The sequence below is a fragment of the Caballeronia sordidicola genome (assembly GCF_000729995.1).
Classification (GTDB): domain Bacteria; phylum Pseudomonadota; class Gammaproteobacteria; order Burkholderiales; family Burkholderiaceae; genus Caballeronia; species Caballeronia sordidicola_A.
Window position 1 is genome coordinate 1 of the sequence record NZ_JNFG01000215.1, and the last position, 20,774, is coordinate 20,774.

Consider the following 20,774-nt stretch of genomic DNA (forward strand, 5'->3'; position numbering starts at 1 on the left):
CCGCGACTTCTCCGCCCCTCTTTCCGTCCAATGCTGAACGTAGAAGCGACCCCTTGATGTTCTTAGCGTTATCGTTCGGTTTGAACCCGCTCATCACGCTGCTAGATTGATGTCGATTCGACACATAAAAGGGTAAGCATGTCAGCCATTCCGCAAAATGCAGCGACGCGTCCTGCATCAGTCGATTCAAGCGGATCTTCAGAGAAAGCACCTGCACATATCATCCGCGACGACGTCGAAGCCATCGCACGCGCCCACGAAGTGGCCGCTCGCCTTGTCGAACATGCCAGCGAGCGCGATCGCGAGCGTCGCTTGCCGCACGAAGAAATCGACTGGTTTTCGCAAGCCGGCTTATGGGCGATCACCGTACCCAAAGAGTACGGCGGTGCGGGGGTGTCATATGTGACAGTGACCGAAGTCATCAAGATCATCGCCGCGGCCGATCCGTCGCTGGCACAGTTGCCCCAGAACCATCTGGGTCTCGTCGACGTCATCGCGTTAACGGGAACCCCAGAGCAGAAGCAGTTCTTCTTCGGCGAGATATTGCAGGGCAAGCGTTTCGGCAACGGCTTCTCGGAGAAGGGCACTAAGCACGTCCTCGACCTGAAGACACGCGTCACAGCCGAGGGTGACGAGTATGTCGTGCACGGCACGAAGTTCTATTCGACCGGTGCGCTGTTCGCGCACTACGTGCCGGTCCTGGGTCTCGACGACGAACGGCGTGGCTGGCTTGCCTACATTCCAGCGGGTACCGCGGGCTTGCAGGTTATCGATGACTGGTCAGGCTTTGGTCAGCGCACCACCGCGAGCGGTACGGTTATCGCGGACCAGGTACGCGTTGCGGCATCCCACGTATTTCCGGCCTTTCGCGTATCGGACGTGCCGACGCTCAATGGCCCGATTTCCCAGATCATCCAGGCAGCAATCGATGCGGGTATCGGGCGGGCGGCGATAGACGACACGCTGAAGTTCGTCCGCGAGCGCTCGCGTCCATGGATCGATAGCGGAGTCGAGCGCGCCAGCGACGATCCGCTCGTGGTACGTGAGGTGGGTCATCTTCACATCCAGTTGCACGCTGCCGAGGCGTTGCTCGAGCGTGCGGCGCGTACGCTGGACGCCATTGCAACGCAAGGGCATGCGCCAAGCGAAGACGACATTGCCCGTGCATCGGTGGCGGTCGGCGAAGCAAAGGTATTGACCACCGAGATCGCATTGCTTGCCGGTGAAAAGCTGTTCGAACTGGCCGGTACGCAGTCGACGCTTGCCGCGCATAACCTCGACCGTCACTGGCGCAACGCGCGCACGCATACGCTGCACGACCCCGTGCGCTGGAAGTATCACCTGGTGGGCAACTATTACTTAAATGGCATCAAGCCGACGCGCCACCCGTGGAACTAGAACGGGCTCGTCGATAAACAGGGCGGTTGCGAATAATCAGCCAAGTCGTATGGAGGCGCCTTGCCGCTGCGCGCTTTCAGTCGAACGTTGTCCTCACGCTTACTCCACAGAAACGGAAACTATCTTTCATGCTTAAACCTATCGGCCGTCTGTTCGTCGCCGCGTTGCTTGCCGGCAGCATCTCCGCCTATGCAGCAGGCGGTTTGCCCAATGCTCCCGCCCCCTTCAACAAAGGCGGCGTCAGGATCGCGTTGGTCAATTATCTTTCGACTGGCGATTTCTTCCAGGCTTATGAAGCGGGTGCGCAAAAGCAGGCCAAGGCGCTGGGCATCGACTTGCGCATTTACGAGGGACGTCAGGATGCCGCCCAGCAACGTGACCAGATTCAGCAAGCAATCAATCTGGGTGTTTCAGCGATCATCGTGAATCATGGTTTGCCTGAGTCTCTAAAGGACGTGGTGCAGGTGGCGCTGGATAAAGGCATCAAGGTGGTCGCGTTTGACGTTGACCTCGGGAACCCGAAAGTGCCGCAGATCGAGCAAAGCGATCACGACCTCGCGACTTTGTTGCTCGATCAGGCAGTGAAAGATAACGGCGATGCGTTCTCCGCCGCGTACGTCTATGTGCCGGGCTTCGCTCCGCTCGACCGGCGCGACGCGGTCTGGAAGGCCTTCAAGACCGCACATCCGAAGATCAAGGAGGAGGCGCGCTTCGGCACGGTCGATAACCCGATTGCACAGTCGGTGGCCAACCAGGCCGCGGCGGCTTATCGGGCGCATCCCGACGTGCGTGTGGTGTTCGCGCCATACGATGAGTTCGCCCGCGGCGCGAAACTGGCGGCCGACGAGGCAGGCATCGCTTCGAAGCTCCGGATTTATAGCGCCGATATATCGACGGCCGATATAGAGGCGATCCGGGCGCCCGGGAGTTCGTGGGTCGCCACTGCCGCGACTAATCCTGCCGTAGTGGGAGAAGTGTCGGTGCGAGCGGCGGCGCTGCTGGTGGCAGGCCAGGACCCGGGGCATAGGATCGCAATAAAACCTGCGTTGATCACGCGCGACGACCTGGTCAAGAATGATATCCACACGATTGCGGACCTTGAGTCGCGGTTTGTGGATTTCAGGCAGGCAGATGTGGCCAAGGCAGGCTGGATCCCAGAGGTTCGCGATTAAAGGATGGTTGCTTCGCGATCCTGATGATTGATGCGATTATCTGCTCGGCGCGGATTCAACCCGCTGGAAAGACTGATGCAGTCAAAGAAAAAATCCCGCACCGGCGAAGCGCCTGTGCGGGATTTTCAATTTAAAGAACTGCGTTTGTAAGCGCCGGTGTTTGCCAGATTGTTCCCTGGCGCGTCCCCGGCTAAACCGTTCGCCCTCGGCTAAAGAGTCGCAGGATGAACAGCAGGATCACGGCGCCAATCAACGCGGTGATCAGCGACCCAATAATGCCGCCGCCGAGGTGCAGGCCGAGCACGCCGCCGACCCACCCGCCAATGAACGCGCCGACAATGCCGACAATGATGTCCACAATAATTCCGAAGCCGCCTCCATCAACGATTCGGCCGGCGAGCGCGCCGGCAATTCCGCCAATGATCAGCCAGAAGATGATTCCGTGCGAGACAGGTTCCATAGCGTTTCTCCGTCAGGTTAAATGCGTGTAGCAAGCTACCTGCATGGTGATGACAATTCTTACGGGGACACCCCGGTTAGACGATGTTCATGTTCCCCCTGAATCGATAAGCCTCTCGGTTCGAGCAAACCGCGTGCCCGGAAAGGGCAATGCGGCAAGAACGACCGATTCACCAAGCTTGGCGCTTATGCGCTGCAGGCGTCATAGGGCTAAACCCGAACTCGAATGCTCCCTCTATAAGCTTGTGATCCACTTTTGCTATCGGACCATCGAATAGTCGGATTGTTTGGCTATGAGAGCGCCCCTATAGTTCGTTCATCAGCGGCTTTAAGCAGGCGCCGAACGGAATGCGAAACTTGGCGCCGAAGCAACGCAATCATCTAAAGACAAAAGGAGACACGATGAACCAGATCGATCTGGCAGGACGGACCGTGGTAATCACCGGTGGCGCACGCGGTATTGGCTACGCGGTCGCACAACGGGCGCTCGCCTCCGGCGCTGAAGTTGCATTGTGGGATATCGACGCTGAACGTCTTGAGCGCGCCCGCGGCGAACTCGCGAAGGCCGGCAAGGTCAGCGTCGCCGTGGTCGAACTGACGGAAGAGGCATCAGTTGAACAAGCCACGCAGCAGACGCTGCAAGCGCATCGAAAGATCGATGTGCTGATCAACTGCGCGGGCATCACCGGCGGCAACGGCACGACCTGGGAGCTGGCGCCGGACGTATGGCGCCGCGTGATCGACGTTAATCTGATCGGCCCGTATCTCACCTGCCGCGCCGTCGTGCCGCACATGCTGAAGGAAGGCTACGGCCGGATCGTGAATATTGCGTCGGTGGCGGGCAAGGAAGGCAATCCGAATGCGTCGCACTATAGCGCCTCGAAAGCTGGCCTGATCGGGCTGACGAAGTCGCTCGGCAAGGAGCTCGCCACGCGCGGCATCCTCGTCAACGCGGTGACGCCGGCGGCTGCCAAGACCGAGATTTTCGATTCCATGGCGCAGCAGCATATTGACTACATGCTGTCCAAGATTCCGATGAACCGCTTTCTCCTGCCGGAAGAAGCCGCCTCCCTGATTCTGTGGCTCAGTTCGGAGGATTGCGCGTTCAGCACGGCGTCGGTGTTCGATCTGTCCGGTGGCCGCGCGACCTACTGAAGCCGCTAGCGGATGTCCCGGGTGTCGCTACAGCCACGCCCGTCACATAAAAATATCTGGAGACACGCATGAGCGATACCGCTAGTGCGGAGGAAGCGGTCGTTGGTCGCGTGATGCGCCGTCTGCTGCCGTTCCTGTTGCTGATGTACATGCTGGCGTTTCTCGATCGGGCAAATATCGGCTTCGCGCAGAAAGCACTGCAGCACGATACGGGTCTTTCGAATGCGGCCTTTGCGTTCGGAGCGGGCGTGTTTTTTGTCGGCTATGCGCTCTTCGAAGTACCGAGCAACTTGCTGCTGCATCGTGTGGGAGCCAAGCTCTGGATGTGCCGGATCATGGTGACATGGGGGCTTGTTTCCGCAGCGATGGCGTTCGCGCATACGGCCACCATGTTCTATGTGTTGCGCTTCGCGCTGGGTGTGGCTGAGGCAGGCTTTTTCCCGGGCATTGTGTATTACCTCACGCGCTGGTTTCCTCAATCGGCGCGAGCGAGGGCGCTAGGCGTGTTCTATTTCGGCGCGCCGCTCGCGTTCATCTTCGGCAGCCCATTGTCCGGCGCGTTGCTCGACCTGCATGGCGCGTTTGGTTTTGCGGGCTGGCAGTGGCTCTTCCTGGTGGAAGGCGTTCTTGCCTCCATCGTCGGCGTATGGGCGTTCTGGTATCTCGACAACGATCCATCGAAGGCCCGCTGGTTGAATGACGGTCAACGTGAGCTGCTGCTATCGCGACTCTCCCACGACGCGCAGACAGCGTCCGCGCACGGACCTCGCAGCGTGCTTGCCGCATTGATCGATCCGCGAGTGCTGACCCTGTCAGCCGTGTATTTTTTAATTCAGATGTCCGTGTATGGCGTGATCTTTTATCTGCCGCAACAAGTGGCTGCGTTGCTTGGCGCGAACGTGGGTGCGAAGGTCGGTTTCGTCACGGCGATCCCCTGGTTGTGCGCGGTGCTTGTGACGTGGGTGGTGCCGCGTTATGCGGATCGTTATGGCCAGCATCGACGGCTCGCCGTGCTGATGCTGATCGTGGCCGGTGCGGGCATCGCGGTATCGGGACTCGCAGGTCAACCTGTGATCTCGCTGATCGCGTTGTGTTTCGCAGCGAGCGGCCTGATCGCAGCACAACCGCTGTTCTGGACCTTTCCCACGCATTACCTGACCGGCGCCGCTGCGGCCGGAGCCATCGCGTTGATCAATTCGCTCGGCAGCCTCGGCGGTTTCGTCGCGCCGATGGTGCGCACGGCCGCGGAACGTTCCTATGCATCGACTAGCGCGGGTCTCGTCCTGCTCGGACTCGTTGCCGTGCTCGCCGCCATCGCGATCATCGTGTTCGTGCGTCCTGCGCAGACACCCGCTTATATCCACGACAAGCGTGCCAAAGCGTCCTGAACATTAGAACCTTAACGGAGTCCAATCATGTCCATGCCCACCATCCGCCACGTTCGCGCGTTCACTGTTCGCGGCGGCGGCGCCGACTATCACGACCAGGGCGCCGATCACTGGATCGACGACCATATCTCGACGCCTATGGGGCGTTACCCTGAGTATCGCGCGAGCCGCCAGTCGTTCGGCATCAACGTGCTCGGTTCGCTGGTTGTCGAAATTGAAGCGAGCGATGGCACAGTCGGCTTCGCGGTCACCACCGGCGGTGAGATAGGGGCGTTTATCGTGGAGAAACATCTGGCGCGGTTTCTCGAAGGCCAACGGGTTACCGACATCGAGAAGATGTGGGACCAGATGTATTTCGCCACGCTCTATTACGGGCGCAAAGGCATCGTGCTGAATGCGATCTCGGGCGTTGATCTTGCATTGTGGGATCTGCTCGCGAAGGTTCGCAAGGAGCCGGTGTTTCATCTTTTAGGTGGACCTGTACGCGACGAACTGCAATTCTATGCAACCGGCGCACGTCCTGACCTGGCGAAGGAGATGGGTTTTATCGGCGGCAAGATGCCGTTGCAGCACGGACCCGCGGAAGGTGAGGAAGGGCTGACGAAGAACATTGCGAAGCTTGCCGATATGCGCTCGAAAGTAGGCGATGATTTCTGGCTGATGTTCGACTGCTGGATGAGCCTCGACCTGAACTACGCAACGCGCCTCGCGCACGCGGCGAAGGAATACGGCCTGAAGTGGCTTGAAGAAGCGTTGCCGCCCGATGACTATTGGGGTTACGCCGAACTGCGGCGCTCGGTGCCGCGCGGCATGATGGTGACGACCGGTGAGCATGAAGCCACGCGCTGGGGTTTCCGCATGTTGTTTGAAATGGGCTGCGCCGATCTGGTCCAGCCGGACGTGGGATGGTGTGGCGGCATCACGGAACTGATCAAGATCTCCGCACTCGCCGATGCCCATAACGTGCTGGTCGTGCCGCATGGATCATCGGTCTATAGCTATCACTTCGTGGTGACGCGGCACAACTCGCCGTTCGCGGAGTTCCTGATGATGGCGCCGAAAGCCGACGAAGTCGTGCCCATGTTCAACCCGCTGCTGCTCGATGAACCCGTGCCCGTGAATGGCCGGATGAAGGTGCCGGAGACACCGGGTTTCGGTGTGCGGCTCAATCCCGAATGCACCCTTGTGCGTCCGTATACACATTGAAAACACTGAGGTTATCGTGCTGCTCGACAAGAAGGTGGTGATTGTCACAGGCGGATCGCGAGGCATTGGCCGCGCGATCGCCGTGGCCTGCGCGAAGGAAGGCGCGGACGTCGTACTGAACTATTGGGGCGATAACGACCGCTCGTATGGACGGTTGTCGGCGGTGCAGGAGGTGGTCGGCGAGATAGAGACACTTGGCCGGCGAGTGATCGCCGTCGAAGGAAACGTCGCGCTGCGTGAGACGGGGCTCGAACTCGTGAAGCAGGCAGTCGATGCATTCGGTCATGTCGACGTCCTCGCGAGCAACGCGGGTATCTGTCCATTTCACTCGTTCCTCGACATGCCTGCGTCGGTGTACGAAGCGACTGTCGGCGTCAACCTGAACGGTGCGTTTTATGTGACGCAGGCCGTTGCGAATCAGATGAAGCTGCAAGGAACAGGGGGCGCGATCGTTGCGACCAGTTCGATCAGCGCGCTCGTTGGCGGCGGCATGCAGACCCATTACACGCCGACCAAGGCGGGCGTTCATTCGCTGATGCAGTCGTGTGCGATCGCGCTGGGGCCTTATGGCATCCGCTGCAATTCGGTGATGCCCGGCACGATCGCGACGGACCTGAACGCAGAAGATCTCGCCGATGCCGAGAAGCGCGCGTACTTCGAAAAGCGCATTCCGCTCGGACGCCTGGGCGAACCGGATGACGTCGCGCAGTGCGTGACATTTCTCGCATCGGATCGCGCGCGCTATGTCACGGGAGCATCGCTGCTGGTGGACGGCGGCCTGTTCGTCAACCTTCAGTGAACGATCCGGCCGAGTACTTGCGTAGCAACGCGATGCAGTATTCGGCGGGTTCGCTGAGCGTTTCATGTTTGCGCCGCAACAAGCCGAAGCCCGAAAGGCTTTTGCCGATCTCGATGGGCAGTTCGATCAGTAAATGTGCCCGCAGGTAATCGCGTACGACGGACTCCGGCAGCATGGCGACGGCGTCGCTGTTCTGCAAAAGCTGCAGCGTGGCGAAGATCGATGCGCACTCGACCACGTTGGAGGGCGAAGCAAGCTTGGCCCGCGCAAGCTCTTCTTCGAACAGCGCGCGCGCGGGGCTGGTGATCGGTTGCAGGATCCAGGGCCAGGAAATCAGCGCGTCGAGCGAGAGCGTGGTTTCATGGGCGAGCGGATGCCCGGCGCGCACCACCAGCCGCATGGCCTCGCGCGAGAGCGGTTCGAAGTCGAAGTCGTTGTGCTGGAGCGGCGTGGTGAGACGGCCGAGCGCAAGATCCACTTCGCGGCGGTGCAGCAATTGCACCACCTGGTCGCTGGTCTCGCCAAGAATGCGGACGTTGAGCAGCGGCCGTTCGCTTTTAAGTTCGGCGATGGCCATGGCGAGCACGTCGGGCGCCGCACCCATGATCGCGCCGACGGTCAGTTGACCGTGACCGCCGCGCCGCTTGCTTTCGAGGTCGGCGGCGAAGCGCGTGAGGTCGGCAAGCGAGCGGCGCGCATAGGCGAGCGTGGCGACACCGAGCGGCGTGGGCTGCATGCCGCGGGCGTTGCGCTCGAACAGGAGGAAGCCGAACGCTTCTTCTATGTCGCTCAGCATCCGGCTTGCGCTCGGCTGGGCAACGTTGATGGCTTCGGCGGCCTGGTGCAGGTTGCGGGCGTCGTCGAGGGCGACAAGCAGCGCGAGATGCTTGAATTTCAGGCGATTGACGAGGGCAATCTGGGAGACGTTCTGGTTCATCGGGCGTCCTCGTGCGTCCATTCTGCGATTCGGTTTTGCGATCGGCTGATCCTGACTTCGGATTGTCATGTTATCAGTCGGCGAATTATAGTCGTAACGCACAAGCCGGAAGTCGGACTCGCTTTATGACGATGATCAACCGGTTCAACACCTATAAAAGGCAAGCCGCAATGGAGACGATTGCGTTCAGGATGACCCTCAAACCGGGCCGGCGCGATGAATACGAGCGGCGTCATCGCGACATATGGCCCGAGCTGGCCGAGGCGTTACGCCACGCCGGAATCCGCGACTACCGGATTTTCCTCGACGAAACCACGGGGCACCTGTTCGCCACGCTCAAGCGTGAGCGCGATCACACCATGGACGCGTTGCCCGATCTGCCCATCATGCGCAAATGGTGGGACAGCATGGCCGACCTGATGGAAACAAACCCTGACCGCTCGCCGGTGCAAACCGCGCTCGTGCCGGTCTTCCATCTACCCTGACGCGTTTGCTTTAGCCTTTGCGGCACGAGGACATATCCATGCAGGTTGTCGATCCGCACATTCACCTTTGGGACTTGAAGACGCATCACTATCCGTGGCTGGCAAACCCGGGGAAGTCGTTCGTCGGCGATGCAAGCGAGTTGAAGCATGACTATTTGATCGCTGATTTGCTGCGCGATGCCGGTTCGGTCCAGGTACTCAAGCTCGTGCATGTGGATGCCAATCACGATCCCGCCGATCCGGTGGAAGAAACGCGCTGGCTGCAGCATGTTGCCGACAACGAAGGCCACGGGTTGCCGAACGCGATCGTGGCGGGCGCGGATTTATCGGCGGATAACGTGCAGGAAGTGCTCGAAGGGCACGCCGTATTCGCCAATACGCGCGGCATTCGGCAGATACTCAACGTGCATGCAAAGCCACTTTATGACTACGTGGGCCGGCACTACATGCGTGAACCGCAATGGCGCAAGAACTTCGCCCTGCTGAAACGGTATTCGATGTCGTTCGACCTGCAGCTCTACCCGTCGCAAATGAAAGAAGCGGCTGAGCTTGCACAGGAACATCCCGACACACAGTTCATCGTGAATCATGCCGGCATGTTCGTTGATCGTTCTTCGGTGGAGGGGTTTCGTGCATGGCGTGACGGGTTGCGTGCGCTGGCCGCATGTCCGAATGTGGCGGTGAAGATCAGTGGGCTCGCCATGTTCGATCACGAGTGGACTGTCGAAAGTTTTCGGCCGTATGTGCTCGAGACCATCGATACGTTTGGTTGCGAGCGCGCGATGTTTGCATCGAACTTTCCGGTGGATCGCTTGTTCGCCACGTATGAAGGATTGTGGAACGCCTATGCATCGATCGTGAAAGACCTGAGCGACACAGAAAAAGATGCCCTGTTCAAAAGCAATGCAGAACGAATCTATCGCATCTGAAGGAGACAGTATGGGCAATAACAATCCGCCTCGGCTTGAGCTAAGGCACGCGAGCAAGTCGTTTGGCCGCGTGCGTGCGCTCGGTGACGGCAGCCTCGCGTTGTGGCCGGGTGAAGTGCATGCGTTGCTCGGCGAGAACGGTGCGGGCAAGTCGACGCTGGTCAAGCTGCTGGCCGGCGTGTATCAGCCGGACTCGGGCGAATTGCTGGTGGATGGGCAGGCGCGTACGTTTGCGAATCCCGCTGAAGCGCGCGACGCGGGTCTCGCCGTGATCTATCAGGAACCTACGTTGTTTGCGGATCTCTCCATCGCCGAAAACATCTACATGGGACGTCAGCCGCGCGACCGGATCGGCCGGATTCGCTATGACGAAATGAATCGCGAAGTGGATGCGTTGTTGCAATCGCTTGGCGTTAACCTACGCGCGGAACGCCTGGTGCGCGGTTTGTCCATTGCCGATCAGCAAGTGGTCGAGATTGCAAAAGCGCTCTCGCTGAACGCCAATGTGCTGATCATGGACGAGCCGACAGCAGCGTTGTCGCTAACCGAGGTAGAGCGCTTGTTCTCGATCGTGCGCGCATTGCGTGAACGCGATGCCGCCATTCTTTTCATTACGCACCGGCTGGACGAAGTGTTCGCGCTGACGCAGCGCCTGACGATCATGCGGGACGGCCTGAAGGTCTTCGACGGCATGACCGCCGACATGACCATCGATTCAATCGTCAGCAAGATGGTCGGACGCGATCTCGATACCTTCTATCCGAAAGCCGATGTGGCGCCCGGCGAGGTCCGTCTTTCAGTCCGTAACCTGACTCGCGACGGCGTGTTCAAGAACGTTTCGTTCGAGGTCCGCGCGGGCGAGATCGTGGCGCTCGCGGGGCTGGTTGGCGCAGGGCGCAGCGAAGTGGCGCGCGCGATCTTCGGCATCGACCAGGTGGATGCGGGCGAGGTTCATATCGCTGGTAAGCCCTTGCGACTCGGCCGGCCGCAAGCGGCAGTGCGCGCAGGGCTCGCGTTGGTGCCCGAGGACCGGCGTGCGCAAGGTCTTGCGCTGGAACTGAGCATTGCGCGCAACGCGTCGTTGACGGTGCTGGGACGCCTTGTCAAACACGGGTTGATCTCGTCACGCAGCGAGAATACCCTCGCCGCCGACTGGGGCAAACGCCTGCGGCTCAAAGCGAGCGATCTGGACGCACCCGTAGGCACGCTGTCGGGCGGCAACCAGCAGAAGGTCGTACTCGGAAAGTGGCTGGCGACAGGGCCTAAAGTGCTGATCATCGATGAACCGACCCGCGGTATCGACGTAGGCGCCAAGGCGGAGGTGTATCGAACGCTCGCCGAACTCGTGCGCGAAGGCATGGCAGTCCTGATGATTTCAAGCGAGCTGCCCGAAGTGCTCGGCATGGCCGATCGCATTCTTGTCATGCACGAAGGACGCATCAGCGCCGACATCGCCCGCGCCGATGCAAGCGAAGAACGCGTGATGAGCGCCGCACTCGGCGCATCGCCGTCCATGTTGGGGAAGGCGGCATGATGACACGACATTCTCCCGCCATGCCCGCCGTGCACGCACCCAAGCCCAAACGTCGCAACTTGCTGGCGGACCTCGTTCGCAGCCGCGAGGCGACCTTGTTTGTCGTGCTGATTGCGCTGGTCGCGGCCACTGCCGCGGTAAAACCTGAGTTCCTGAACCTGCAGAATCTGCGCGACGTCCTGCTCAACGTATCGATCATCGGCTTGCTCACGGCGGGCATGACGGTAGTGATGCTGATGCGGCATATCGATCTGTCGGTAGCGTCCGTTGTCGGTGTCAGCGCGTATTCGGTCGGCAGTCTCTTCGTGATGTTTCCGCACATGCCGATAGCGGTCGCGATGCTCGCGGGCATCACCATCGGCTTGGCGATCGGTGCGGTGAACGGCACGCTGATCACGTTCGGGCGCGTGCCTTCGCTGGTGGCAACTTTGTCGACGCTGTATATCGTGCGCGGCGCCGATTACGCCTGGGTCCACGGCGGCCAGATCAACGCGACCAGCCTTCCCGATGCGTTCTCGCGTATTGCTACGGGTTCGCTGCTTGGCTTGCCGAACCTCGTTTTGATCGCAGTGGTCGTGCTGTTCGCGATTGGCGTCTATCTGAAGCAATATCGCGGCGGGCGTGAGCATTACGCGATCGGGTCGAACCCTGAAGCCGCACGGCTTGCCGGTATTCGCGTAGAGCGTCGCGTGATGATCGGCTTCCTGTTGTCCGGCGCGATTGCGGGCCTCGCGGGCGTGCTGTGGCTTGCGCGTTTCGGCACGGTCGAAGCGAGCACCGCGAAGGGCATCGAGTTGCAGGTGGTGGCCGCAGCCGTGGTGGGCAGCGTGGCGATCACGGGCGGCGTGGGCACCATCCTTGGCGCGACACTTGGTGCGCTTGTGCTCGGCGTGATCAACATTGCGCTCGTGGTGTTGCGCGTATCGCCGTTCTGGCAGCAGGCCATTCAGGGAGCATTGATCGTTGCGGCGATCACGCTCGACACATTGCTGGCGCGCTCGGTCGCGCGCCGCATGATGAGGAAACGCGACCATGGCTAAACCTGATTCCGCACTTGCTTTGACGAAGCGCCGGCATCTCTCATGGGAAACCATGCTGGTGGTGGTGCTCGTGTTGGGACTGATCCTCGGCCGCGTGTTGTCGCCCGTGTTCCTCTCGAGCGCCAACCTCTCGAACATGCTCGCCGACTTCACCGAGATCGCGCTGATCGCCTTGCCGATGACGCTGATCATTGTCGCGGCTGAAATCGATTTGTCGGTGGCGTCGGTGCTTGGCGCATCGAGTGCGCTGATGGGCGTGCTCTGGCACATGGGCTTGCCCATGCCGCTGGTGATTGCGATCGTGCTGGTTGCCGGAACGCTTGCCGGCCTGTTCAACGGGCTCGTGATCGTGCGCTTCAATCTTCCCTCGCTTGCCGTCACCATCGGCACCCTGGCGTTGTTTCGCGGCCTGGCATACGTGCTGCTCGGTGACCAGGCTGTCGCGGATTTTCCCGCGTCCTATACGGCGTTCGGAATGGATACGATCGCGGCCTTCCTGCCCATGCCGTTTGTCCTTGTCGTCATTGGCGCGGTCGTTTTCACGGTGCTGCTGCAAGCTACGCCGTTCGGGCGCAGCCTCTACGCGATCGGTGCGAATCCGGTTGCCGCGCAGTTTTCCGGCATCGACGTGGCGCGCACGAAGCTCAAGCTCTTCATGCTGTCCGGCGCGATGAGCGCGCTCGCGGCCGTGGTCTATACCCTGCGCTTCACGAGCGCTCGCGGAGATAACGGCGAGGGCTTTGAGTTGTCGGTGATCGCAGCGGTGTTGTTCGGGGGCGTGAGCATCTTCGGTGGACGTGGGTCCATGATCGGCGTGCTTCTGTCGTTGCTGATCATCGGCGTGTTGCGCAATGCGTTGACGCTCTCGGATGTATCGAGCGAGACGCTGACCATTGTGACCGGTGGCTTGTTGTTGTCGTCAGTGCTGATTCCGAATCTTGTTGCACGTTGGCGTGTCATGCGTGAAAAACGCATGATGACGCAGACGCTTTCATGAAGCTTGGCTTTTTAAAACCAGCGTGAAGACTCCGGCCATTCATTGAACCGGAGCAGCGCGCGACATCAGGAGACACAAGCATGTTCAAACCCTTCAAGTCCATTCGCGGTCCGGCGCTATGCGCCGCGCTGATCGCGGTGTCCGCGGCGGCAATGATTCCGGTCAGCGCGAACGCCGCGGATCTGAAGAAAGACCTGAAAATAGCGTTCCTGCCCAAGCAGATCAACAACCCCTACGAGGTGATTGCCGACGACGGCGGTCTCGCTGCAATCAAGGAGATGGGCGGTCAGGGCAAGGTAGTGGGACCGTCGGATGCGGGCGCATCGTCACAGGTCCAGTACATCAACACGCTGATCACGCAACGCCAGGATGCAATCGTGATTGCCGCGAACGATGCCAACGCGGTCGTGCCGTACTTGAAGAAGGCGATGGCGCAGGGCGTGAAGGTCGTGACCTTCGACTCGGATACCGCACCCGAGGGCCGCCAGATCTTCGTCAATCAGGCGAACTCGGAAGGCATCGGTCGGGGGCAGGTGCAGTTGATGTCGAAGCTGATTGGCGGCGAGGGTGAGTTCGCGATCCTCTCAGCCACTCCAAACGCCACGAACCAGAACACCTGGATCAAGTGGATGGAGGAGGAGCTGAAGAAGCCGGAATATTCGAAGATGAAGCTGGTGAAGATTGCCTACGGTAACGATGACGACCAGAAATCGTTCGTCGAAACGCAGGGCTTGTTGCAAGCGTATCCGAACCTGAAGGGCATCATTTCCCCGACGACCGTGGGTATTGCAGCGGCGGCACGTTATATCTCGACATCGCCGGCCAAGGGTAAGGTCGAGGTGACCGGGCTGGGCACGCCGAACCAGATGCGCGCGTTCATCAAGAACGGCACCGTGAAGGCGTTCCAGTTGTGGGATCCGGGTCAACTCGGCTACCTCGCGGCGTACGCGGCGGCTAACCTTGCTTCAGGCACGATCACGGGCAAGGAAGGCGACAGCTTCGACGCAGGCAAGCTGGGCAAGCGCACGGTAGGCAAGAGCGGCGAAGTCGTGCTTGGACCGCCGACCACGTTTGATTCTTCCAATATCGACAACTTCAATTTCTAGAGCGAAGTCTGCGGAAGAGCGAAAATGTTGTTGGGAAGAGAGATGCACGTAAGGGCCGGTGCCCAATCCTGGATTGGGCACCGGTCTTTTTTTGTACTGGTGGAACTGAACACAGGGCTGAATCGATGCGAGAAACCCGCGTTCAAGGCACGTCCCCTGTTGCGCGTGCGTGAGCATCGAGTTCGCCCATGACATCGAAAAGATCGCCGACGATACCGTAATCGGCCACTGAAAAAATCGGTGCGTCAGGGTCCTTGTTCACGGCCACGATAACCCGTGAATCCTTCATCCCGGCCAGATGCTGGATTGCGCCGGAGATGCCGAACGCAAGATAGATGTCCGGTGCGACGGTCTTGCCCGTTTGCCCGACCTGCGCGGCGTTAGGCGCATAACCCGCATCCACTGCCGCGCGCGATGCACCGAGCGCCGCCCCCATGTTGCGGGCCAACGTGCCGAGCTTGTCCATATTCTCCTTCGATGCCAGTCCCCGGCCTCCGGCGACCACGATTCGCGCGCTTGACAGATCGTGCGCGTCAAGCGCCGCGCCCTGTTGGTCGATCAAAACGGTCGCGGTGAAGGGTGCGACGGGATCGAGCGCGACGATCGACGCTGTACCACCAGTTGCGCAAGCAGGCCCGAACGATGACGTCCGAATAGTGGCGAAGAGCGTGGTGCTCGTACTTTCGATTGTCGCGACCACGCTGCCTGCATAGAGGCCGCGCACGAAACGCTGCGCGCTCACGACACGCGTGATGTCCGCGAGAAACGCGTTGCCGCTCAACGCGGCGGCTCGTGGAAGGGCTGCGCGTCCCGCTGTACGGTGGCTCGCGGCAATCATGGAGTAATCCGAAGTAATACGCTGAAGAAGCGCAGCAAGCGTTTCAGGATTGGGTACGTCCTCCGATGCCAGCAGCACGCGCCCGATGCCGTCGACGCACGCAGCCGCATTCGCCATGGCAGGCGAAAACGTGAGCACGTCCACCGGCAGGCCACGCCCGCTCGCGGCCTGGATGACACGCAGGGTTGCATCGGCGATCGCACCGTCTTCCCATTCTCCTACGACAAGACTTCTCATGGTCACGCTCCCACGTTCTGAAACAGGCGCTTGCTGCCGATGGCGCCGAGTAGCGCGGCGGTATCGGCGACTTTGATACCGGGCTTGCGGACCGCCGGCTCGGTCATCTCTACAATCCGTATTTGTGTGCCGAGCTCGACGTTGAACGTGGCGGCATCGAGCGTGCGCAGCGGCTTTTGTTTCGCCTTCACGATGCTCGGCAACGTGACGCGGCGAGGCTCGGCCAGGCGCAGGTCCGCACTGACCACGGCAGGCCCGTCAAGGCGCCAGGTGGCTGTGCCGGCGTCGTCGCCGCAGGTGACCAGCCAACTGCTTCCGGCCGCTTCCATCGCAGATGCATTGAGCGCCTGTGGCCAGCCGAGCAACGCGGCCAGCATGGCTGCGACGCCGCCGATGTCGTCATCAATCGCCTGCTTGCCGCATAGCACGAGACCGTACGCATCGATATCGGCATCGGCAGTCATGAACGCATGCAGGAGACGCGCTATGCCGAGCGAGTCCGGTGAAGCATTGGCTGTATCAATCAGCACCGCGTTGTCCGCACCCATCGCCAACGCGGTGCGCAGCACGTCCTGACAAACGGGCAGGCCGCAGGTGAGCACGGTCACGCTCGACGCAACCCCCGCTTCGCGCAGACGCAAGGCTTGTTCGACAGCGCATTCGTCGAACGGGTTGAGCGACATTTTCAGGCCCGCTGTATCAACGCTGCCTGCGGAGCCGATGCGAACGCGCACGTTGGCATCGACGACCCGTTTCACGGGGACGAGAATTTTCATGATCATTTCAGGGTTATCGTCGAAGCGCTCAGGACACCGCACCTGAACCGTATTTGCCGACCAGCAACGCACCGCTCGCGAAACGATCGAGCGCGTATGGCGCGAGCGCGACGTCGGTGGCCTGGCCCAGCGCGTGCTGCGCGAGAATCTTGCCGATTCCCGGCGACAGCTTGAAGCCGTGCCCGGAGAAGCCGAACCCGACCGTCAAACCTTCTATGTCGCCAACCGGCCCGAGCACGGGGTTCCAGTCGGGTGTGACGTCGTACACCCCGGTCCACGATGAAGCGAGCCCCGACATTTCATACGCGGGAAAACGCTCTGCAACCTGGGCACCGACTTCGCCGACATAGTCGAGCGAGATATCCCCTTGCTCGGTCTCCGGCGCGTTCAGCGTTTCGCCGACCACACCTTCGGACACCAGCATCTGGCTACCGCCGTAGCTGCGGAAATACAGCATGCCGGGCGAGCCGAGATCCTTGAAGGCCGGCATGCTGAAGGTATAGGGCGCGGCCTCGCATTCCAGAGCGAGCACCGTATGGCGTTCCGGCTTGACGGGCAACGGCACGCCGATCCACCCGGCAAGCTCCGGTGTCCAGATGTTCTGCGTGCTGATCAGCGCCCCGCAACTGAAGTTGCCGGCGGACGTTTCGATGCCGGTCACCCGGCGCCCTTCACGCACGAGTCCGGTCACATTCGTGTTTTCCATGAACTTCACGCCGCGCCGGCGAGCCGAGCGCGCGAAGCCCGTCGCGACCAGATAAGCATCGGCGAAACCCGCCTCGGGTTCGTAGCCGATCAACGCGGCATCGTCGAATTGAGCGATCGGCAAACGCTCGCGCGCTTCAGCCTTGGAGAGCAGTTGCACTTCGATGCCCATGCCTTGCTGCGCGTCGAGCGAAGCTTGCAGCGGCGCGAGCTTGTCGCCTTCGGGCGCGCAGATCATATAACCGCATTTCACGAGACCGCAGGAGGCTTCGTCGTCGTCCACATAAGCCGCGAAGTTGTTGAACGCGTGCCAGGATGAACGCGCGAGTTCCACGTTCTGCCGCACGGAATAGTGCGTGCGCAATAGCCCCGACGACTGCGACGTCGTGCCGGCTCCAATCGTGCCGCGATCCACGACCAGCACGCTTTTGGCCCCGAGCGCTGCGAGGTGATGGGCAACCGATGCGCCGATAACCCCGGCGCCGATCACGATGAAGTCGTAATGGCTCATGGCACTTCCTGAAAGAAGATCGATGAGCGGATTGTAGGGAGGCGAAATGCTAGGTCGCTTTGTATTAGGCAAACTTATGCAGAGCGCGCGGATTGCTGGTCACGGCGCGACATGGCAAGAGCTTCAAACGGCAGCGATGCAATCAATCTCTATGTCGAACTTCCCCGCCCATGCGGGAACGCAGACGAAGATTCGAGCCGGCGGATCCTGGGGAAAGAAGCGTTCGTAGACCGCATTGATGGCAGCAAACTTCTCGACCGAAGTGCAATACACATTGCACTTCAAAACGTTATCCAACGATGACCCTGCCGTTTCGAGGCAAAGCTTCATTTGTTCGAGCACCAGCTCAGCCTGACGTTCGATCGACGCGTTGACGACCTCGCCCGTGTCAGGATCGAACGGAGGCAGGCCCGACAGATACAGGATATCGCCATGCCGCGTCATGACGGAGGCTGGCGCTTTCCATCTTTCCAGATACGAGGAAAGGGGCTCGACGCGGATGATTTGCCTTTTCATTGGAACGCTCCTGCGGTGGGGGTCTGGAATGAAAGCAGAGTACCCCCGACCTGGCGACCAACGTTTCAGCCTGTGATGAAACGAGCATTGCGCGGAGAGCGCGAGCGTATCCCGGCTTTGTTGCGCCGCTTTGCATAAGCGCTTGTAATGAACTTTATAAGCGGGCACCCGGCAGCGTGCGTCGATGCACCCAGGCAAGGCAAACAGCGCACCGCCATAAGGCGGTCGCACTTCCCCGCACCGCCATCGGCGCGACCTCTCATGATTGCCGGATGGTTTCCTAACATGAACTTTTAGTTCTCATCGGGAAACTTGGCACGATCGTTGCATTGCTATATCGAGGAGTGTTCGAGTCTTCATTCCGCTGCGGTCGGCGGGTACAGGATGATCGACAGAAATTGAATCGGCATCTTGATGAGCTTCTCCGGACCGTGCGGAACATCGCCCTGGAACGTGAGGGTGTCGCCCGGATGGAGGACATAGGTTTGCTGGCCGTGCCGGTATTCAATCACGCCTTTCAGCATGTGGATGAACTCAGTGCCGGGATGCTCGAAGATCGGAAATCTTTCCGCTTCGTCATCCATCGTGATGAGAAACGGTTCGAAGATTTTCCTGGGGCCCTGGTCGTAGGCAAGCAGATGGTAGGTATGGCCGCGTTTCGTTCCCTTGCGGACCACTTCCATGCCGGCCCCTTTTTTGACGAACTGGGCGCCGCCGTCGGGAGTGTCGTAATTGCGAAACAGGGCCGACATTGACACGCCGAGAGCCTGGGCGATCCGGTTGAGAACATCGAGTCCGGTCGACGTCTGGGCATTTTCGATCTTCGACAGCATGCCGCGACTGATGCCGGCCTGTTCGCAAACCTGGGCAATGGTCAAGCCATGGCGCTGGCGAAGTTCGCGAATGGTCGCGCCAAGGTAATGCTCAAGCGGATTCTTGCGGTCATCCTCGGTTTGCATCGCACGCCTCATGAGAAAACGGCAGGTTAGCAGATCAGTAGTGGTAGGGTTGCGTCAGATGTTTCATGGCATGAATTATTGTTGCATATCAATAAATTCATGCACATACTGCGAACTTGCTTGGCAGATTGCCGGGACGGGTGATTTTCGAGCGGGTCGTAGTCGGGCCATGCAAAAAGGTATGGCTTTTTCAACCAACGATAGACGATGCAAGGAGTCACGATGAACCTGAACGATGGCGGCAACGCGCCCGTCGCGGAGCTTGGTACCGAGCTTGGCAAGGTCCCCCGCTTTGAATCCGCGCAGGATGCGCAAAGCTGGCTCGTGCAACAAGGCGTGAAATACGTGTTGGCGCAGTTCGTCGATATTCACGGCGTGGCCAAGGCCAAGTCGGTGCCGGTTGCGCACCTCAACAGCATCCTCACCGCGGGTGCCGGGTTCGCGGGTTTCGCGATCTGGGGCGTGGGTATCGAGCCGAACGGCCCGGACTTCATGGCGGTCGGCGATCTCTCAACCCTCACCACCGTGCCCTGGCAAAGCGGTACGGCGCGCATTGTCTGCGAGGGACATGTCAAGGGTGAACCTTGGGCTTACGACGCGCGCGTGACGCTTAAGAAGCAGATAACCCGCCTGACAGATCGCGGATGGACCTTGTTTACAGGGCTCGAACCGGAGTTCTCTCTGCTCAAGCGTTCGGTGTCGGGTGTTATCGAACCGTGCGATTCGAGCGATACGCTCGCCAAACCCTGCTACGACTATAAGGGTTTGTCGCGTACCCGGGCGTTCCTGGAAAAGCTCACCGAGTCGATGCGCGCGGCGGGAATCGATGTCTATCAGATCGATCACGAGGACGCGAACGGCCAGTTCGAAATTAACTATACGTACACGGATTGCCTGACCTCCTGCGATCACTATGTGTTCTTCAAGATGGCGGCCTCCGAGATCGCGAACGAGATGGGTCTGATCTGCTCGTTCATGCCGAAGCCGTTCGCGAACCGGCCGGGCAACGGCATGCATATGCACATGTCGATTGGCGACGGCGTGAGTAATCTTTTTTCAGACAAAAGCGACCCGTCGGGTATGGGCTTGTCGAAGCTTGCGTACCACTTCACAGCCGGTTTGCTGGCCCACGCACCGGCGCTCACGGCGCTGTGTAACCCGACCGTGAACTCATACAAGCGGCTGGTGGTTGGCCGTTCGCTGACGGGCGCAACCTGGGCGCCTGCGTACATCAGCTATGGCGACAACAACCGCTCGACCATGGTGCGCGTGCCGGGCGAACGCATTGAACTACGTCTGCCCGACGGCGCGTGTAATCCGTATCTGGCGACGGCCGCAGTTATTGCAGCGGGTCTCGACGGCGTGGACCGGGAGCTGTCGCCCGGCGCACCGGCGAATGAAAACCTCTACGAGTGGTCGCCGGCCAAACTGCGCGAGCATGGCATCGGCGTATTGCCGCAGAACCTCGAGCACGCGCTGGATGCACTTGAGAGCGACCGCCTGATCTGCGACGCGCTCGGTCCTGTCGCCGATGAATTCCTCAAGCTCAAGCGTATGGAATGGCTCGAATACATGCGGCATGTGTCGGATTGGGAAATGAAGAGTTATCTGGAATTTTTCTGAGGAG

The 20,774-nt window shown here is 60.2% G+C and carries 20 protein-coding genes; 13 read left to right on the forward strand and 7 right to left on the reverse strand.

Features of this window, described 5'->3' with window-relative positions; translation table 11 throughout:
* Positions 1–138 precede the first annotated feature (138 nt).
* Positions 139–1,398 carry an SfnB family sulfur acquisition oxidoreductase gene (locus FH08_RS0146705; RefSeq protein WP_031364954.1) on the forward strand — a complete coding sequence of 420 codons (1,260 nt, stop codon included), beginning with the start codon at positions 139–141 and terminating at the stop codon, positions 1,396–1,398.
* 128 nt (positions 1,399–1,526) lie between these two features.
* Positions 1,527–2,570, forward strand: coding sequence for a substrate-binding domain-containing protein (locus FH08_RS0146710; protein WP_031364955.1), 1,044 nt, complete (start codon positions 1,527–1,529; stop codon positions 2,568–2,570).
* Between the two features lie 190 nt (positions 2,571–2,760).
* Here the strand turns inward: FH08_RS0146710 and FH08_RS0146715 are convergent, their stop codons facing one another.
* Positions 2,761–3,030: a GlsB/YeaQ/YmgE family stress response membrane protein gene (locus tag FH08_RS0146715; protein WP_031364956.1), complete on the reverse strand. Its 270-nt coding sequence runs from the start codon at positions 3,028–3,030 to the stop codon at positions 2,761–2,763.
* A 401-nt stretch (positions 3,031–3,431) separates the two neighbouring features.
* Here FH08_RS0146715 and FH08_RS0146720 point away from each other — a divergent pair, with 401 nt between their 5' ends.
* The 4 genes from FH08_RS0146720 to FH08_RS0146735 all read left to right on the forward strand — a co-directional run bounded on the left by FH08_RS0146720 (position 3,432) and on the right by FH08_RS0146735 (position 7,577).
* On the forward strand, positions 3,432–4,184 hold the full coding sequence (locus FH08_RS0146720; protein ID WP_031364957.1) for an SDR family NAD(P)-dependent oxidoreductase: 753 nt from the start codon (positions 3,432–3,434) through the stop codon (positions 4,182–4,184).
* 68 nt (positions 4,185–4,252) lie between these two features.
* Complete coding sequence (locus FH08_RS0146725; protein WP_031364958.1) at positions 4,253–5,572, forward strand: MFS transporter; 1,320 nt, start codon at positions 4,253–4,255, stop codon at positions 5,570–5,572.
* A 27-nt stretch (positions 5,573–5,599) separates the two neighbouring features.
* Positions 5,600–6,778 carry an L-rhamnonate dehydratase gene (gene rhmD, locus FH08_RS0146730; RefSeq protein WP_031364959.1) on the forward strand — a complete coding sequence of 393 codons (1,179 nt, stop codon included), beginning with the start codon at positions 5,600–5,602 and terminating at the stop codon, positions 6,776–6,778.
* Between the two features lie 16 nt (positions 6,779–6,794).
* A complete protein-coding gene (locus tag FH08_RS0146735) occupies positions 6,795–7,577 on the forward strand; it encodes an SDR family NAD(P)-dependent oxidoreductase (RefSeq protein WP_031364960.1) in 783 nt (260 codons plus the stop codon).
* Here the strand turns inward: FH08_RS0146735 and FH08_RS0146740 are convergent.
* Positions 7,564–8,514, reverse strand: a complete 951-nt coding sequence (locus FH08_RS0146740) for a LysR family transcriptional regulator (RefSeq protein ID WP_031364961.1) — start codon at positions 8,512–8,514, stop codon at positions 7,564–7,566. The genes FH08_RS0146735 and FH08_RS0146740 overlap by 14 nt on opposite strands.
* Before the next feature lie 170 nt (positions 8,515–8,684).
* Here FH08_RS0146740 and rhaM point away from each other — a divergent pair, with 170 nt between their 5' ends.
* The 6 genes from rhaM to rhaS all read left to right on the forward strand — a co-directional run bounded on the left by rhaM (position 8,685) and on the right by rhaS (position 14,605).
* On the forward strand, positions 8,685–8,999 hold the full coding sequence (gene rhaM, locus FH08_RS0146745) for an L-rhamnose mutarotase (protein ID WP_031364962.1): 315 nt from the start codon (positions 8,685–8,687) through the stop codon (positions 8,997–8,999).
* A 38-nt stretch (positions 9,000–9,037) separates the two neighbouring features.
* The gene (locus FH08_RS0146750; RefSeq protein ID WP_031364963.1) at positions 9,038–9,928 is read left to right on the forward strand and encodes an amidohydrolase family protein; all 891 of its coding nucleotides are present in this window, start codon (positions 9,038–9,040) and stop codon (positions 9,926–9,928) included.
* A 10-nt stretch (positions 9,929–9,938) separates the two neighbouring features.
* Complete coding sequence (locus tag FH08_RS0146755) at positions 9,939–11,462, forward strand: sugar ABC transporter ATP-binding protein (RefSeq protein ID WP_031364964.1); 1,524 nt, start codon at positions 9,939–9,941, stop codon at positions 11,460–11,462.
* Positions 11,462–12,502 carry an ABC transporter permease gene (locus FH08_RS0146760; protein WP_031364965.1) on the forward strand — a complete coding sequence of 347 codons (1,041 nt, stop codon included), beginning with the start codon at positions 11,462–11,464 and terminating at the stop codon, positions 12,500–12,502. Before FH08_RS0146755 ends, FH08_RS0146760 begins: the two co-directional genes overlap by 1 nt.
* Entirely contained in the window at positions 12,495–13,499 is a 1,005-nt protein-coding gene (locus tag FH08_RS0146765; RefSeq protein ID WP_031364966.1) for an ABC transporter permease, read from the forward strand. The genes FH08_RS0146760 and FH08_RS0146765 overlap by 8 nt, the downstream gene beginning before the upstream one ends.
* A gap of 80 nt (positions 13,500–13,579) precedes the next feature.
* Positions 13,580–14,605, forward strand: coding sequence for a rhamnose ABC transporter substrate-binding protein (gene rhaS, locus FH08_RS0146770; RefSeq protein WP_031364967.1), 1,026 nt, complete (start codon positions 13,580–13,582; stop codon positions 14,603–14,605).
* 142 nt (positions 14,606–14,747) lie between these two features.
* On the opposite strand, the gene FH08_RS0146775 is transcribed toward rhaS, so the two are convergent.
* From FH08_RS0146775 to FH08_RS0146795, 5 genes are all read right to left on the reverse strand, one after another.
* Positions 14,748–15,680 carry an electron transfer flavoprotein subunit alpha/FixB family protein gene (locus tag FH08_RS0146775; protein WP_031364968.1) on the reverse strand — a complete coding sequence of 311 codons (933 nt, stop codon included), beginning with the start codon at positions 15,678–15,680 and terminating at the stop codon, positions 14,748–14,750.
* Between the two features lie 2 nt (positions 15,681–15,682).
* A complete protein-coding gene (locus tag FH08_RS0146780) occupies positions 15,683–16,456 on the reverse strand; it encodes an electron transfer flavoprotein subunit beta/FixA family protein (RefSeq protein ID WP_031364969.1) in 774 nt (257 codons plus the stop codon).
* Positions 16,457–16,484: 28 nt separating this feature from the next.
* A complete protein-coding gene (locus FH08_RS0146785; protein ID WP_031364970.1) occupies positions 16,485–17,672 on the reverse strand; it encodes an NAD(P)/FAD-dependent oxidoreductase in 1,188 nt (395 codons plus the stop codon).
* Positions 17,673–17,795: 123 nt separating this feature from the next.
* Positions 17,796–18,188 carry a RidA family protein gene (locus FH08_RS0146790; RefSeq protein WP_031364971.1) on the reverse strand — a complete coding sequence of 131 codons (393 nt, stop codon included), beginning with the start codon at positions 18,186–18,188 and terminating at the stop codon, positions 17,796–17,798.
* 356 nt (positions 18,189–18,544) lie between these two features.
* Positions 18,545–19,147 carry a helix-turn-helix domain-containing protein gene (locus tag FH08_RS0146795; protein WP_031364972.1) on the reverse strand — a complete coding sequence of 201 codons (603 nt, stop codon included), beginning with the start codon at positions 19,145–19,147 and terminating at the stop codon, positions 18,545–18,547.
* 222 nt (positions 19,148–19,369) lie between these two features.
* Here FH08_RS0146795 and glnT point away from each other — a divergent pair, with 222 nt between their 5' ends.
* Positions 19,370–20,770: a type III glutamate--ammonia ligase gene (glnT, locus tag FH08_RS0146800; RefSeq protein ID WP_031364973.1), complete on the forward strand. Its 1,401-nt coding sequence runs from the start codon at positions 19,370–19,372 to the stop codon at positions 20,768–20,770.
* Positions 20,771–20,774: the final 4 nt, after the last annotated feature.

What these genes read in the sequence shown, in the direction of transcription:
- FH08_RS0146705 (WP_031364954.1), top strand. Translation starts at nt 139, where the DNA reads ATGTCAGCCATTCCGCAAAATGCAGCGACGCGTCCTGCATCAGTCGAT.
- FH08_RS0146795 (WP_031364972.1), bottom strand. Translation starts at nt 19,147, where the DNA reads ATGCAAACCGAGGATGACCGCAAGAATCCGCTTGAGCATTACCTTGGC.
- FH08_RS0146710 (WP_031364955.1), top strand. Translation starts at nt 1,527, where the DNA reads ATGCTTAAACCTATCGGCCGTCTGTTCGTCGCCGCGTTGCTTGCCGGC.
- FH08_RS0146720 (WP_031364957.1), top strand. Translation starts at nt 3,432, where the DNA reads ATGAACCAGATCGATCTGGCAGGACGGACCGTGGTAATCACCGGTGGC.
- FH08_RS0146740 (WP_031364961.1), bottom strand. Translation starts at nt 8,514, where the DNA reads ATGAACCAGAACGTCTCCCAGATTGCCCTCGTCAATCGCCTGAAATTC.
- FH08_RS0146760 (WP_031364965.1), top strand. Translation starts at nt 11,462, where the DNA reads ATGACACGACATTCTCCCGCCATGCCCGCCGTGCACGCACCCAAGCCC.
- FH08_RS0146725 (WP_031364958.1), top strand. Translation starts at nt 4,253, where the DNA reads ATGAGCGATACCGCTAGTGCGGAGGAAGCGGTCGTTGGTCGCGTGATG.
- FH08_RS0146750 (WP_031364963.1), top strand. Translation starts at nt 9,038, where the DNA reads ATGCAGGTTGTCGATCCGCACATTCACCTTTGGGACTTGAAGACGCAT.
- glnT (WP_031364973.1), top strand. Translation starts at nt 19,370, where the DNA reads ATGAACCTGAACGATGGCGGCAACGCGCCCGTCGCGGAGCTTGGTACC.
- FH08_RS0146790 (WP_031364971.1), bottom strand. Translation starts at nt 18,188, where the DNA reads ATGAAAAGGCAAATCATCCGCGTCGAGCCCCTTTCCTCGTATCTGGAA.
- FH08_RS0146785 (WP_031364970.1), bottom strand. Translation starts at nt 17,672, where the DNA reads ATGAGCCATTACGACTTCATCGTGATCGGCGCCGGGGTTATCGGCGCA.
- rhaM (WP_031364962.1), top strand. Translation starts at nt 8,685, where the DNA reads ATGGAGACGATTGCGTTCAGGATGACCCTCAAACCGGGCCGGCGCGAT.
- FH08_RS0146775 (WP_031364968.1), bottom strand. Translation starts at nt 15,680, where the DNA reads ATGAGAAGTCTTGTCGTAGGAGAATGGGAAGACGGTGCGATCGCCGAT.
- rhmD (WP_031364959.1), top strand. Translation starts at nt 5,600, where the DNA reads ATGTCCATGCCCACCATCCGCCACGTTCGCGCGTTCACTGTTCGCGGC.
- FH08_RS0146755 (WP_031364964.1), top strand. Translation starts at nt 9,939, where the DNA reads ATGGGCAATAACAATCCGCCTCGGCTTGAGCTAAGGCACGCGAGCAAG.
- FH08_RS0146715 (WP_031364956.1), bottom strand. Translation starts at nt 3,030, where the DNA reads ATGGAACCTGTCTCGCACGGAATCATCTTCTGGCTGATCATTGGCGGA.
- FH08_RS0146765 (WP_031364966.1), top strand. Translation starts at nt 12,495, where the DNA reads ATGGCTAAACCTGATTCCGCACTTGCTTTGACGAAGCGCCGGCATCTC.
- FH08_RS0146780 (WP_031364969.1), bottom strand. Translation starts at nt 16,456, where the DNA reads ATGAAAATTCTCGTCCCCGTGAAACGGGTCGTCGATGCCAACGTGCGC.
- rhaS (WP_031364967.1), top strand. Translation starts at nt 13,580, where the DNA reads ATGTTCAAACCCTTCAAGTCCATTCGCGGTCCGGCGCTATGCGCCGCG.